General features: G+C 71.6%; 12 protein-coding genes. 10 read left to right on the forward strand and 2 right to left on the reverse strand.

The genetic code is table 11. The annotated features are described in order from the left end of the window. Window positions 1-241: 241 nt before the first annotated feature. The 4 genes from ACFY9E_RS31650 (at window position 242) to ACFY9E_RS31665 (ending at window position 3,687) form a co-directional block, all read left to right on the forward strand. Window positions 242-394 carry a hypothetical protein gene (locus tag ACFY9E_RS31650; protein ID WP_200839649.1) on the forward strand — a complete coding sequence of 51 codons (153 nt, stop codon included), beginning with the start codon at window positions 242-244 and terminating at the stop codon, window positions 392-394. Between the two features lie 262 nt (window positions 395-656). Next, window positions 657-1,604: a hypothetical protein gene (locus tag ACFY9E_RS31655; RefSeq protein ID WP_390989695.1), complete on the forward strand. Its 948-nt coding sequence runs from the start codon at window positions 657-659 to the stop codon at window positions 1,602-1,604. 137 nt (window positions 1,605-1,741) lie between these two features. Next, window positions 1,742-2,785, forward strand: coding sequence for a substrate-binding domain-containing protein (locus ACFY9E_RS31660; protein WP_390989697.1), 1,044 nt, complete (start codon window positions 1,742-1,744; stop codon window positions 2,783-2,785). Then, window positions 2,782-3,687: a PfkB family carbohydrate kinase gene (locus ACFY9E_RS31665; protein WP_390989699.1), complete on the forward strand. Its 906-nt coding sequence runs from the start codon at window positions 2,782-2,784 to the stop codon at window positions 3,685-3,687. The genes ACFY9E_RS31660 and ACFY9E_RS31665 overlap by 4 nt, the downstream gene beginning before the upstream one ends. A 35-nt stretch (window positions 3,688-3,722) precedes the next feature. Here ACFY9E_RS31665 and ACFY9E_RS31670 read toward each other — a convergent pair whose 3' ends face one another. After that, window positions 3,723-4,592 carry a helix-turn-helix domain-containing protein gene (locus ACFY9E_RS31670; protein WP_390989701.1) on the reverse strand — a complete coding sequence of 290 codons (870 nt, stop codon included), beginning with the start codon at window positions 4,590-4,592 and terminating at the stop codon, window positions 3,723-3,725. A 101-nt stretch (window positions 4,593-4,693) separates the two neighbouring features. Between ACFY9E_RS31670 and ACFY9E_RS31675 the strand changes: the two genes are divergently transcribed. After that, window positions 4,694-5,245 carry a YceI family protein gene (locus tag ACFY9E_RS31675; protein ID WP_390989703.1) on the forward strand — a complete coding sequence of 184 codons (552 nt, stop codon included), beginning with the start codon at window positions 4,694-4,696 and terminating at the stop codon, window positions 5,243-5,245. A gap of 65 nt (window positions 5,246-5,310) precedes the next feature. On the opposite strand, the gene uvrA is transcribed toward ACFY9E_RS31675, so the two are convergent. Then, entirely contained in the window at window positions 5,311-8,337 is a 3,027-nt protein-coding gene (gene uvrA, locus ACFY9E_RS31680) for an excinuclease ABC subunit UvrA (protein ID WP_390989705.1), read from the reverse strand. Between the two features lie 222 nt (window positions 8,338-8,559). Between uvrA and ACFY9E_RS31685 the strand changes: the two genes are divergently transcribed. The 5 genes from ACFY9E_RS31685 to ACFY9E_RS31705 all read left to right on the forward strand — a co-directional run bounded on the left by ACFY9E_RS31685 (window position 8,560) and on the right by ACFY9E_RS31705 (window position 12,814). Then, a complete protein-coding gene (locus ACFY9E_RS31685) occupies window positions 8,560-9,249 on the forward strand; it encodes a maleylpyruvate isomerase family mycothiol-dependent enzyme (protein ID WP_390989707.1) in 690 nt (229 codons plus the stop codon). 54 nt (window positions 9,250-9,303) lie between these two features. Then, window positions 9,304-9,960 carry an MBL fold metallo-hydrolase gene (locus ACFY9E_RS31690; RefSeq protein WP_390989709.1) on the forward strand — a complete coding sequence of 219 codons (657 nt, stop codon included), beginning with the start codon at window positions 9,304-9,306 and terminating at the stop codon, window positions 9,958-9,960. Between the two features lie 342 nt (window positions 9,961-10,302). Then, window positions 10,303-11,172 (forward strand): transporter substrate-binding domain-containing protein, encoded by an 870-nt coding sequence (locus tag ACFY9E_RS31695; protein WP_390989711.1) that lies wholly within the window; start codon window positions 10,303-10,305, stop codon window positions 11,170-11,172. Next, window positions 11,169-12,065, forward strand: coding sequence for an ABC transporter permease subunit (locus ACFY9E_RS31700; RefSeq protein ID WP_390989713.1), 897 nt, complete (start codon window positions 11,169-11,171; stop codon window positions 12,063-12,065). The genes ACFY9E_RS31695 and ACFY9E_RS31700 overlap by 4 nt, the downstream gene beginning before the upstream one ends. Next, window positions 12,062-12,814, forward strand: a complete 753-nt coding sequence (locus ACFY9E_RS31705) for an ATP-binding cassette domain-containing protein (RefSeq protein ID WP_390989715.1) — start codon at window positions 12,062-12,064, stop codon at window positions 12,812-12,814. The genes ACFY9E_RS31700 and ACFY9E_RS31705 overlap by 4 nt, the downstream gene beginning before the upstream one ends. Window positions 12,815-12,833: the final 19 nt, after the last annotated feature.

Here is a 12,833-nt window from a genome sequence, read left to right on the forward strand (position 1 = left end):
CACCGACAGTCCGGCGCGGACGCAGGGCGCGATCACGCCCCGGCGGCAGGGCAGTTTCCAACGGCATGTCCCGCCCCGGGGTTACGGCCCCCCGGGAGCGGGAATGGGGCTCACCCACGGGACAAGGCGACGTCCGGCGGACGGAACCGGTCCCGGTGCAGGCACAGGTTGTCGGTGCGGACCGTCGTTCCCGGTGCGGAGCGGGCGGGCCACGGGTCGGAGGGCTGCGCACATGAAGCGGATGCGGATCGAGAAAACCCGGCGGGCGGTCCGTGCCCGCAGGTACACGGACGAGCCGTTGGCGCTGCGCGACGCCCTGGACCCGCGCGATCCCGACATCGCGCGGGCCAAGCGCCTGGCCCTCCGGGAACAGGGCGGAAGCGACCGCTCCTAGAAGCCCACGTCCACTGCGAACGCCCGGGGCGCACTGCCCCGGGCGTTCGCATGTCCGGACGGAGCCGGCTGGAGCGGGTACGTCACTGTCCGGCATCAGGTGTTGTCGGGACCAGGTCAACACGCTTCAATGCGGGGGAACTCGGGACCCTGAACGACGGCGTACGGATGTGAAGACCTCCCTGGCGCCGAGACGGGACGGCCCCGGGCGGCCCGCGCCGACGGTCTGACCAGCCGTCGCCGACTCACAGAGAGGCCCCTGCATGCCGCACGCCCCACAGCACGCGGACGTCGCCACCGCGGAACTGGACTCGGCCCTGCGAGGAGGCCCCTTCCACGTCGCCCTGCGCGCCGCGATCGCCGCCCGCGGCCTGCCCCTGCAACGCGTGCAGCACCATCTGTCCCGCCACGGTGTGAAGGTCGGCGTCACGAGCCTCAGTTACTGGCAGCAGGGGGCCCGGCGCCCACAGCGCCCGGAGTCGCTGCGGGCCGTGCGCGCCCTGGAGGAGATCCTGGAGCTGCCCGAGGAGTCGCTGATCCGGCTGCTCGCGGAGTCCGGGCAGAGCCCGTCCGGGCTGCGGCCGGCCGCCCGCTCCTACCGCTCCCTCGTCGAGGCCTCCGGGGTCCTGGACCAGTTGCTGGCCGAGCTGGGCTGCCCGCCGGACGGGGGTCTGCACACCCTGGGCCACCACGAACGGCTCCGGATCGGGGCCCGGCGCGAACTGGCCGAGCGGGAGTCGCACCACATCGTGCGCGCCCATCGGGACGGCATCGACCGTTTCGTGGCCGTCCACCACGGCGACCGGGGAGCCGCGCCGGAGCGCATGCGGGTGCACGCCCTGGAGAACTGCCGTACCGGGCGCGTTCGTTGGCACCGCGACACGGGGGTGCTCGCGGCCGAGCTGCTCTTCGACACCCGGCTGCGGGCCGGGGACACCTTCCTGTTCCGCTACGGCGTCGAGGACGGCACGGCGGGCGTGTCCCTCGAGTACGTCCGCGGCTTCGACTCCCCCGGCGGCCAGTACGCCCTCCAGGTCTGCTTCGACGCGGCGGCCCTCCCGATGCGCTGCCACCGCTTCGCCCAGCACTCGGCGGCGGCGCCGCGCAGCGGATGCCAGGACCTGGCGCTGAGCGGCCGGCACCGGTCGGTGCACCTGGTCGAGCCGCGGGTGCGGGCGGGGTTCCTGGGGATCGGCTGGGACTGGGAGTAGCGGCTCGCGGGGCAGCGGCGGCCCACCGTCGATGATGCGGCCTTTCACCTGTCGTAAACGCTTGCGTAAGCGTTTACGTATGCCCTCCTGATGCGGTACGTTCCCCGCCGGGACCCGAGTGCGGAGGAGAGAGCGGCATGGCGACGATGGCCGACGTCGCACGGAGCGCGGGTGTCTCCGTGGCGACGGTCTCGCACGTGCTGAACGGCACCCGGCCGGTGCTGCCGCACACCCGCCAGGCGGTCCTCGACGCCGTGGAGGAGCTCGGATACACCACCAACACGCTGGCCCGTTCCCTGGTGACGTCCCGCACCCGGTCCATCGGACTGGCGGTGTCGGCGATCAGGAACCCGTACTTCACGGAGATCCTCCAGGGCGTCGAGGCCGCCGCACTGGAAGCCGGCTACAGCCTGCTGATCGCCGATCCGCACGACGACCCGGAGCACGAGCGCAAGGTGGTCCAGCTGCTGCACGAGCGCCGGGTGGACGGCATGATCGTCGCGCCCTCCGCCGACCCCCGCGAGCTGCTCGCCTACCTGGGGCGGCACGACGTGCCAGCCGTGTTCCTGGACCGGCTGGTGGACACGCCGGGGGACGCCGGCGGTCCGCGCTTCGACCAGGTGTGCGCCGACAACGCCGAACCGATGTCCCGGCTGGTCAGCCATCTCGCCGGCCTCGGTCACCGGCGGATCGGGCTGGTGGCGGGGCGGCCCGGGCTCAGCACCACGAGCGAGCGGATCACCGGCTACCGCAGGGGTCTCGCGTTCGCGGGGCTGGCGTACGACGGGCGGCTGCTGGTGCACGGCGACTCGGAGTCGGCCGGCGCCGAGCAGGCCACCGAGGCCCTGCTGTCCCTCGGTGTGCCGCCCACCGCCCTGGTCACCGGCAACAACGCCATGACCATCGGCGTGCTGCGTGCCCTGAGCGCGCACGGCCTGTCCGTACCGGGTGACATCGCGCTGTGCTGCTTCGACGACTTCGCCTGGGCGGATCTGTTCTCGCCCCGGCTCACCGCGATCGCGCAGCCCGGCAAGGACATCGGCGCCCGGGCCGTGGGCGTGCTCCTGGAGCGCCTCGCCGAGCCGGACCGGCCCGCCCGGACCGTACGCCTGCCCTGCGCCTTCGTCCACCGCACGTCCTGCGGCTGCCCCAGCCCGTCCGAGGAAGGAACCCCGTCGTGATCGTCGTCGCCGGTGAGGCACTGATCGACCTGGTACCGCAGGGCACGGGTGCCCTGGCGGCGCTGCAGCCGGCGCTCGGCGGCGGCCCGTTCAACACGGCTGTGGCGCTGGGCCGCCTCGGCTCCTGCGCCGCCTTCTGCTCCCGGGTGTCGTCCGACGCCTTCGGGGAGGCCCTGCTGGACCGGCTGCGCGAGAGCGGGGTCGATGTGTCCTCGGTGCAGCGGGGCGCCGAGCCGACGACCCTCGCCGTCGCCACGGTCGGCACGGACGGTTCGGCAGCGTACTCCTTCTACGTCGACGGGACGGCGGACCGGCTGTTCTCGGCGCCCTCAGCGCTGCCGTCCGGCACCCGGGCGGTGTCCTTCGGCACCTGCTCGCTGGTGCTGGAGCCGGGAGCGAGCGCATACGAGGAGCTGATGCTCCGGGCGTCCGCGCAGGGTGTGTTCACCGCGCTGGACCCGAACATCAGGCCCGGGCTGATCCCGGACGCGGACGCCTACCGGGCGCGGTTCAAGAACTGGCTGCCGTCGGTGTCCCTGCTGAAGCTGTCCGAGGAGGACGCCGCGTGGCTGGGCGGGACGCCTCAGGAATGGCTGGCGGCCGGTCCGGCGGCGGTCGTGATCACCCGGGGCGGGGACGGTCTGACCGCTTTCACCGCCGACGGCGAGTACACGGTGCCGGGCGAGCGTGTGGCGGTCGTGGACACGATCGGCGCGGGTGACACGGTCAACGCGGCCCTGCTGCACGGGCTCGCGGTACGCGACGCCCTCAGCCGGCGCGCGGCGGCCGCCCTGGGCCCCGACGGCTGGACGGAACTGCTGGGCTTCGCAGCCCGCGCGGCGGCCGTCACCTGCTCACGGGCCGGGGCGGAACCGCCCTACGCGCACGAGCTGCCGGGCTGACCCGGGCAGGAGGCCGCGCGGTGGACCGAGGGGCCTCAGCCGGTCTCCCCCCTCGCGACGGCTCGCAGTGCGCCGGGGCGGCGGCCGTTGAGGCGGTCCAGGGCGGCGGCCGTGGCGTCGTCCGCGGGCAGGTGGATGACGACCTGCTGCCCCTCGTCGGGAAGCGCGAGCGTCTCGACCAGCAGCCGCAGGGAACCGGCCTCGGGGTGTTCGATGTCCTGGGAGCCCGTCCGCCGCGGTGTCATGGCAAGGTCGGCGAACCGGTCGGCGAAGTCCGCGCCCGCCGTCACCGTCAGCTCGTCGGCCAGCTCGGCGAGGTACGGGTCCCTCAAGGGGACGCCGTGCCTGAGCCGGGCGACGAGATCGTCGGCCACGCGGTCCCACTCGCGGTAGGCGCTGCGTGCCCGCTCGTCGGTGAACAGGTACCGGAGCAGGTTGGGCCGCTCGTCGTCGAGCAGGCCGAGGGGACCGACCAGCCGCTCGTACCCGGCCGTGTGGGCGAGGACGTCGCCGATCCAGTTGACCACCAGCGCGGGAGCCGGTTCCAGGCGGTCCAGCACGGCCCGCACGGTGGGGCGCGCCGCGCGGCTGAGCGGCGGGGCCGCCGCACAGAGCAGGGGGTCGCCGCCGTCCGCCTCCTTGGTCAGGCGGCGCAGCAGCATCCGGTCGCGCAGGGAGAGGTTCAGGGCGTCGGCCAGGGCGCCCAGCACCTGGGCGGACGGGTTGCGGTCGCGGCCCTGTTCCAGCCGGGTGAGGTACTCGACGCTGACGCCGGCGAGCGTGGCCAGTTCGGCGCGCCGCAGGCCCGGCGTACGGCGCCGGGGCCCCGCGGGAAGACCCGCTTCGGCCGGAGTGACGGCTTCACGCCAGGTGCGCAGGAACGTGCCCAACTCGTTGTCGCTCACCCGCCGAACGTACCGGGCGCGCGGGCGCGGAGGGTGGCCCCCTCACTACCAGGCTCCGGCCGGTCTCCCTTCCGGGCCGCGCGGCCCTCAGGGTGGAGGGCATGACGAATGACACCGCCACCACCGCCCTGCCGCTGGCTCCCGGTCAGTGGGCCCTCGATCCGTTCCACTCCTCCGTCAACTTCACCATCCGGCACCTGGGCATCGCCAAGGTGCGGGGGCGCTTCGAGCGGCTGGAGGCCGAACTGTTCGTCGGGGAGCGGGTCGAGGACGTGCGGGTCTCCGCGACGGTCGACCTGGCCTCGGTCAACACCGGCAACCCCGACCGGGACGCGCACGTCCTCGCCTCCGACCTGCTCGACGTGGAGAAGCGCCCGACGATGACGTACCGCTCGACGCGGGTGTCGGGCGCGGGCGAGGACTGGACCATGGAGGGCGAGCTGACGATCGGCGGCGTGACCCGCCCGGTGACGCTCGCCGTGGAGTTCGGCGGGCTGGTCGAGGTGCCGATGGACGGCAGCCGGCATGCCGGGTTCGAGGCGACGGGTGAGATCCGGCGCAGCGAGTTCGGGCTCGACTTCGCCCCCGGTCTGCTCGGCGAAGTGGTCAAGATCCAGCTCGACATGCAGTTCGTGGAGCCGGAGGGCGCCTGACCGCACACGGAACGCGCCGGGCCCCACAGGACGTCGCCTGTGGGGCCCGGCGCGTTCGGCCGGAGTCAGCCCTTGCTGGTCCGGGTCGTCTTCTTCGCGGCGGCCTTGGTGGTCTTGGCCGTCGTCTTCTTGGCGGCCGTGCCGCCGACCGTCTTGGTGGCGGTCTTGCGGGCCGAGGCCGTCTTGGCCGCGACCGTCTTGCGGGCCGCCGTCTTGCGGGGTGCCTTCACCGAGGACGCGTCACTGATGCGGTCGGCGTCGAGGATCTCCCGCAGGAACTTGCCGGTGTGGCTGGCCGGGACCCCCGCCACCTGCTCGGGCGTGCCCTCGGCGACGACCAGGCCGCCGCCGGCGCCGCCTTCGGGGCCCATGTCGACGATCCAGTCGGCGGTCTTGATCACGTCGAGGTTGTGCTCGATGACGATGACCGTGTTGCCCTTGTCGACCAGTCCGGACAGGACCGTCAGCAGCTTGCTGATGTCCTCGAAGTGCAGACCGGTGGTCGGCTCGTCCAGGACGTAGACCGTACGGCCGGTGGAGCGCTTCTGCAGCTCGCTGGCGAGCTTCACACGCTGCGCCTCGCCGCCGGACAGGGTGGTCGCGGCCTGGCCGAGGCGGACGTAGCCGAGACCGACGTCCTTCAGCGTGTTGAGGTGCCGGGCGATCGCGGGGACCGCCTCGAAGAACTCCGTGGCCTCCTCGATCGGCATGTTGAGGACCTCGGCGATGGACTTGCCCTTGTAGTGGACCTCCAGGGTCTCCCGGTTGTACCGGGCGCCGTGGCAGACCTCGCAGGGGACGTAGACGTCCGGGAGGAAGTTCATCTCGATCTTGATGGTGCCGTCGCCCGCGCAGTTCTCGCAGCGGCCGCCCTTGACGTTGAAGGAGAAGCGGCCGGGCAGGTAGCCGCGGACCTTCGCCTCGGTGGTCTCGGCGAACAGCTTGCGGATGTGGTCGAAGACGCCGGTGTACGTGGCCGGGTTGGAGCGCGGGGTGCGGCCGATGGGCGACTGGTCCACGTGCACGACCTTGTCGACGAGGTCGTCGCCGTCCACGCGCGTGTGCCGCCCGGGCACGTTCCTCGCGCCGTTCAGCTCGCGGGCCAGGTGGGTGTACAGGATGTCGTTGACCAGGGTCGACTTGCCGGAGCCGGAGACACCGGTGACGGCGGTGAAGACGCCCAGGGGGAACGAGACGTCGATGTCCTGGAGGTTGTTCTCCCGGGCGCCGTGCACCGTGAGCTGCCGGGACGGATCCAGCGGGCGCCGGATGTCGGGCAGCGGGATGGCCTTCCTGCCGGACAGGTACTGCCCGGTCTGCGACTCGTCGTTGGCCAGCAGCTCCTTCAGGGAGCCACTGTGCACGACCCTGCCGCCGTGCTCGCCGGCGCCGGGGCCGATGTCGACGACCCAGTCGGCCATCTTGATCGTGTCCTCGTCGTGCTCGACGACGATGAGGGTGTTGCCCATGTCGCGCAGCCGGACCAGGGTCTCGATCAGCCGGTGGTTGTCACGCTGGTGCAGGCCGATGGACGGCTCGTCGAGGACGTACAGCACGCCGACCAGGCCGGAGCCGATCTGGGTGGCCAGGCGGATGCGCTGGGCCTCGCCGCCGGACAGGGTGCCGGCCGCGCGGTTCAGCGAGAGGTAGTCCAGGCCGACGTCGACCAGGAAGCGCAGCCGCTCGTTGACCTCCTTCAGCACGCGCTCGGCGATCTTCTTGTCGCGGGCGGTGAGCCTCAGCTCGCCCAGGAAGTCCGCGCAGTCGCTGATCGACATCGCGGAGACCTCGGCGATGGACTTGTCCATGATCGTGACCGCGAGGACGATCGGCTTCAGGCGCGTGCCCTCACAGGTCGGGCAGGGCACCTCGCGCATGTAGCCCTCGAAGCGCTCGCGGCTGGAGTCGCTCTCCGCCTCGCTGTGCCGGCGCTTGACGAACGGGACGGCACCCTCGAAGGCCGTGGTGTACCGGCGCTCACGGCCGTAGCGGTTGCGGTAGCGGACCTCGACCTGGGTCTTGTGGCCGTGGAGCAGGGCCTTCTTGGCGCGCTGCGGCAGCCCCGCGAAGGGGATGTCCGTGCGGAAGCCCAGCGCGTCGGCGAGGGCTCCGATGAGGCGGCCGAAGTAGTCCTTGGTGTGGCCGTGGGACCAGGGGTGGATGGCGCCCTCGTCGAGGCTCTTGTCCGGGTCCGGGACGATCAGCTCCGGGTCGACCTCCATGCGCGTGCCGATGCCGGTGCAGTCCGGGCAGGCGCCGAAGGGCGAGTTGAAGGAGAAGGAGCGGGGCTCCAGCTCCTCGAAGGACAGGTCGTCGTACGGGCAGTACAGGTGCTCCGAGAACATGCGCTCGCGCTCGGGGTCGTCCTCGGGGAGGTCGACGAAGTCGAGCACGACCATGCCGCCGGACAGACCGAGGGCGGTCTCGACGGAGTCGGTGAGGCGGCGCTTGGCGCCGTCCTTCACCGTGAGGCGGTCGACGACCACCTCGATGGTGTGCTTCTCCTGCTTCTTCAGCGTGGGCGGGTTCGACAGCTGGATCGTCTCGCCGTCGACCCGCGCGCGGGAGTAGCCCTTGGTCTGGAGGTCGGCGAAGAGGTCGACGAACTCGCCCTTGCGCTCGCGCACCAGCGGCGACAGCACCTGGAAGCGGCTGCCCTCGGGCAGCTCCAGGACCCGGTCGACGATGGCCTGCGGCGACTGGCGGGTGATCGGGCGGCGGCACTGCGGGCAGTGCGGCTTGCCGATGCGCGCGAAGAGCAGGCGCAGGTAGTCGTAGACCTCGGTGATGGTGCCGACCGTGGAGCGCGGATTGCGCGAGGTCGACTTCTGGTCGATGGAGACGGCCGGGGACAGGCCCTCGATGAAGTCGACGTCCGGCTTGTCCATCTGGCCGAGGAACTGCCGGGCGTACGAGGAGAGCGACTCGACGTAGCGCCGCTGCCCCTCGGCGAAGATCGTGTCGAAGGCCAGCGAGGACTTGCCCGACCCCGACAGGCCCGTGAAGACGATGAGCGAGTCGCGCGGGAGGTCGAGCGAGACGTTCTTGAGGTTGTGCTCGCGCGCTCCACGGACGATGAGACGGTCGGCCACGCCGGTCCGCACCTTTCTTGAGAGAAGTGACAGGGGCGGGGCCCCCGTCGTTCTCAGACTAGGGGGAGCCACTGACAACGCCGGACGGATTCACGGGTTGTCAACAAACCCCGGCTCTCCAGCATGCCCGACGCCACGTCCGACCATATAGCACGTGCTTTCGATTTACGGCACTGCTTCACCACCTTCACCCGAAGGAGTGGCGGAGCTAAGGTCAGCAGCATGATTGATCACGCTCATGACCTGGCGTCTGTACGTGACGCGACGGAACGGCTGCTGACCGCAGTCGGCAAACTGGACAACGCGTCTGTGACCCACCCGTCACGGCTGCCCGGCTGGAGCCGCGGCCATGTCCTGGCCCACCTCGCCCGCAACGCGGACGCCCTTGTGAACGTGCTCGAAGGACGTCCCATGTACGTCTCCGGCACGGCCCGGGACGCCGACATCGAGCGGGACGCCCCGCGCGGCCTCGACGTCCAGCTCGCCGACCTGCGCGAGAGCGCGGCCCGCTTCCAGGAGGCCGGGAGCGCTCCGGCGGACTGGGCGCGCACGGTGGAGCTGCGCAACGGGGTCACGGACTCCGCGTCCCGGGTGCCGTTCCGGCGATGGATCGAGGTGGAGCTGCACCACGTGGACCTGGGCATCGGGTACGAGCTGGAGGATCTTCCGGCGGAGTTCACCGAGCGGGAGATCGGCTTCCTCGCCGACCGGTTCGCCGGGCACCCCGACGTACCGCCCACGCGCCTCACGGACGGCACGCGCGCGTGGAGCACGGGGCGACAGACCCAGGGCGGTCCGGAGGTGACCGTCACGGGGCCTCCGGCGGACCTGCTGGGCTGGCTCGCCGGCCGCCGTACGGGGGCCGCGCTGAAGGTGGACGGGGGCCCGCTCCCGGCGTTGCCCCCGCTGTAGGGCCGCCTCCCGGGTGCGGGACCGTGGCCGCTCCCCCGCTATAGGCTGGCGGACATGACGTACAGCGGAGAGGTGACGGTCGGCGGACCGGCCGATGTGCACGAGCTCAAGGACCTGATGATCACGAAGATCGCGGTCGGTCCGATGAACAACAACGCCTATCTGCTGCGCTGCCGGGCCACGGACGAGCAGTTGCTGATCGACGCCGCCAACGAGGCCGAGACGCTGCTCGGCATGATCGGCGGCGACGGCATCGCGTCCGTCGTCACGACCCACCGGCACGGCGACCACTGGCAGGCGCTCGCCGAGGTCGTGGCGGCCACCGGCGCCCGCACGTACGCCGGCCGGGAGGACGCCGAGGGCATCCCCGTGCGGACCGACGTGCTGGTCGACGACGGCGACACCATCCGGGTGGGCCGCGTGGAACTCACCGCCCGCCACCTGGTCGGGCACACGCCCGGTTCGATCGCTCTCGTCTATGACGACCCGCACGGGCACCCCCATGTGTTCACGGGGGACTGCCTTTTCCCCGGCGGTGTGGGTAACACCCACAAGGATCCGAAGGCGTTCGCCAGCCTCATCCACGATGTCGAGACCAAGATCTTCGGCGCCCTTCCGGACGAGACCTGGGTCTACCCGGGGCACGGCAACGACACGTCCCTGGGCGCGGAGCGCCCGCACCTGCCGGAGTGGCACGCGCGCGGGTGGTGAGGAACGCGCCGGAGTGGTGCGTGACTGCGCCGGGCGCGAACGTGTGGAGTGGTGAGCCGCGCACGCGCCCCGTGTGAATCGTTCGCACACACCGGCGCCGTACAGGCGCTCCCCTCCTCCTTGGTTGCGCAGTCAACTGGTATCAGCCCCGCGCAGGATGACGGCTCCTGAGCGGATGGGCCGCCGGCCTGTCGATCCCCGCCCTCGGCCGGCGGCCCCGGCCCATGCCGAAGACGGCGGCTTTCGGGACCCGTTCACATGAACGCAACACCCGTTCCCACTATCCGGACAGATGTTGCCGTGACCTCGACAAACGGGACCGTCGACTGTCAATGTCCCGCCATGCACCCTGCCCCGCGTGCCCTGCGCCGCGCTGCCGCCGCCGTCGTTCTCCTCGCCGCCGCCGTGAGCTGCGCTCCGCAACCGGAGGCGTCCGGCGGGTCCTCGGCATCGGCCGGCACCTGCGACAAGGGCAAGTTGGCGACCCGGACGTCCGGCACACTGACCATCGCCACCGACCAGCCCGCCTACGAGCCCTGGTTCAAGGACGACGACCCCGCAGGCGGCGAGGGCTTCGAGTCGGCGGTCGCCTACGCCGTCGCCGAACGGCTCGGCTACGGCAAGGACAAGGTCACCTGGCAGACCGTCCCCTTCAACAAGGCCTTCGCGCCCGGCGAGAAGACCTTCGACTTCGACATCAACCAGGTGTCCATCAGCGAGGAACGCCAGAAGGCCGTGGACTTCTCGTCCGGCTACTACGACGTGCGTCAGGCCGTCGTCGCGCTGAAGGGCTCCAAGGCCGCGAAGGCGAAGAGCATCGCGGATCTGAAGGGCATGAGCCTGGGAGCACAGGTCGGCACCACCAGCCTCGACTACATCAACGACGTGGTCCGCCCCACCCGGGCCGCCGCCGCGTACGGCAAGAACGACCAGGCCAAGTCCGCGCTGAAGAACGGCCAGGTCGACGCCATCGTCGTGGACCTGCCGACCGCGTTCTACATCACCGGGGCCGAGGTCACCGACGCGACGATCGTCGGTCAGTTCGAGAACCAGGGCGGCACGCCGGAGCAGTTCGGTCTCGTGCTCGACCAGGGCAGCGCGCTCACCTCCTGCGTCTCGCGGGCCGTGGACGCGTTGCGCGAGGACGGCACCCTCGCGAGGATCGAGCAGCGGTGGCTGTCGGACGCCGTCGACGCGCCGGTGCTCAAGTGACGGTGAACAAGGAGGAGCCGGGCTCCGGCGAGCACGAGGCGGCAGACGGTTACGTCCCGTCGCAGCGGCGCCTGGAGCGCGAACGCCACCGCCGGGCCCGGGCCCGGCGCGCGACGGCCATCGGCGCGCTGTCGACCCTCGTCACCGCGGCCCTCCTCTACCTGGTCGTCGTCAACGCGCCGGGCTGGGCACGCACGAAGGAGACCTTCTTCGACCCGGGGTACGCACGCGAGGCGTTCCCGAAGGTCCTCGAAGGGCTGTGGCTGAACGTCCGGCTGCTGCTGGTCTGCGGAGCCGCGGTGCTCGTCCTCGGCATGCTGATCGCCGTCGCCCGTACGCTGCGCGGCCCGGTGTTCTTCCCCCTGCGCTTCCTTGCCGCCGCGTACACGGACTTCTTCCGCGGGCTGCCGCTCATCATCAACCTGATGATCGTGGTCTTCGGCGTCCCGGCGCTGCGGCTCCAGGGGGTGACCGTCGACCCGGTGCTCCTCGGCGGCACCGCGCTCACCCTGACGTACTCGGCTTATGTGGCCGAGGTGTTCCGCGCCGGCATCGAGTCGGTGCACCCCTCGCAGCGCGCCGCGGCACGCTCCCTGGGGCTGAGCAACCGGCAGGCGCTGCGGTACGTGGTGCTGCCCCAGGCGGTGCGCCGCCAGGTGCCGCCGCTGCTGAACGACCTGGTGTCCCTGCAGAAGGACACCGGGCTCGTCTCGATCGGCGGTGCGGTGGACGCCGTGCGGGCCGCCGACATCATCGTGGGCCGCAGCCTCAACTACACCCCGTACATCGTTGCGGGTCTGGTCTTCGTCGCGCTGACCATCCCCATGACCCGCTTCACGGACTGGGTGACGGCCCGGATGGACCGCCGGCAGGCCCAGGGAGGAGCCATATGAGCGAGACACCCGTGCTGCGCATGGAGTCCGTCCGCAAGACCTTCGGCGACTCGGTCGTGCTGCGGGACGTCGACCTGGAGGTCGCGCCGCACACGGTGACCGCGCTGATCGGCGCCTCCGGCTCCGGCAAGTCCACGCTGCTGCGGTGCGCGAACCTGCTGGAGGAGATCGACGACGGGGCGATCTGGCTGGACGACGAGGAGATCACCGACCCGCGCGCCGACCAGGACGCCGTACGCCGCCGGATCGGCGTGGTCTTCCAGGCGTACAACCTGTTCCCGCACATGACGGTCCTGGAGAACATCACGCTCGCCCCGCGGCGTGTGCACGGGGTGCCGCGGGCCGAGGCCGAGGCACGCGCGCGTGAGCTGCTGGAGCGGCTGGGGCTCGGCGGGAAGGCGGGCGAGTACCCGGACCGGCTGAGCGGTGGGCAGCAGCAGCGCGTCGCGATCGCGCGCGCCCTGGCCGTACGCCCCCGGCTGCTGCTGCTCGACGAGGTCACCGCCGCCCTCGATCCGGAGCTGGTGGGCGAGGTGCTCACCGTCGTCCGCGGCCTGAAGGACGAGGGCATGACCATGGTGCTGGCCACTCATGAGATGAGCTTCGCGCGGGATGTCGCCGATCAGGTGTGCTTCCTGGAGGGCGGCGTGGTCCTGGAACGCGGCACCGCCGAGCAGGTCTTCGGGGATCCGCAGCAGGAGCGCACGCGGCGTTTCCTGCGGCGGATCGTGGAGGCGGGGCGGCTCTAGCAGCGGGGCGGCGGTAAGA

This window comes from Streptomyces sp. NPDC012466 (assembly GCF_042955215.1).
Classification (GTDB): domain Bacteria; phylum Actinomycetota; class Actinomycetes; order Streptomycetales; family Streptomycetaceae; genus Streptomyces.

Coding starts and splice junctions, on each gene's coding strand:
- ACFY9E_RS31685 (WP_390989707.1), top strand. CDS start 8,560: ATGATTGATCACGCTCATGACCTGGCGTCTGTACGTGACGCGACGGAA.
- ACFY9E_RS31675 (WP_390989703.1), top strand. CDS start 4,694: ATGACGAATGACACCGCCACCACCGCCCTGCCGCTGGCTCCCGGTCAG.
- ACFY9E_RS31690 (WP_390989709.1), top strand. CDS start 9,304: ATGACGTACAGCGGAGAGGTGACGGTCGGCGGACCGGCCGATGTGCAC.
- ACFY9E_RS31650 (WP_200839649.1), top strand. CDS start 242: ATGCGGATCGAGAAAACCCGGCGGGCGGTCCGTGCCCGCAGGTACACG.
- ACFY9E_RS31695 (WP_390989711.1), top strand. CDS start 10,303: ATGCACCCTGCCCCGCGTGCCCTGCGCCGCGCTGCCGCCGCCGTCGTT.
- ACFY9E_RS31660 (WP_390989697.1), top strand. CDS start 1,742: ATGGCGACGATGGCCGACGTCGCACGGAGCGCGGGTGTCTCCGTGGCG.
- ACFY9E_RS31705 (WP_390989715.1), top strand. CDS start 12,062: ATGAGCGAGACACCCGTGCTGCGCATGGAGTCCGTCCGCAAGACCTTC.
- ACFY9E_RS31655 (WP_390989695.1), top strand. CDS start 657: ATGCCGCACGCCCCACAGCACGCGGACGTCGCCACCGCGGAACTGGAC.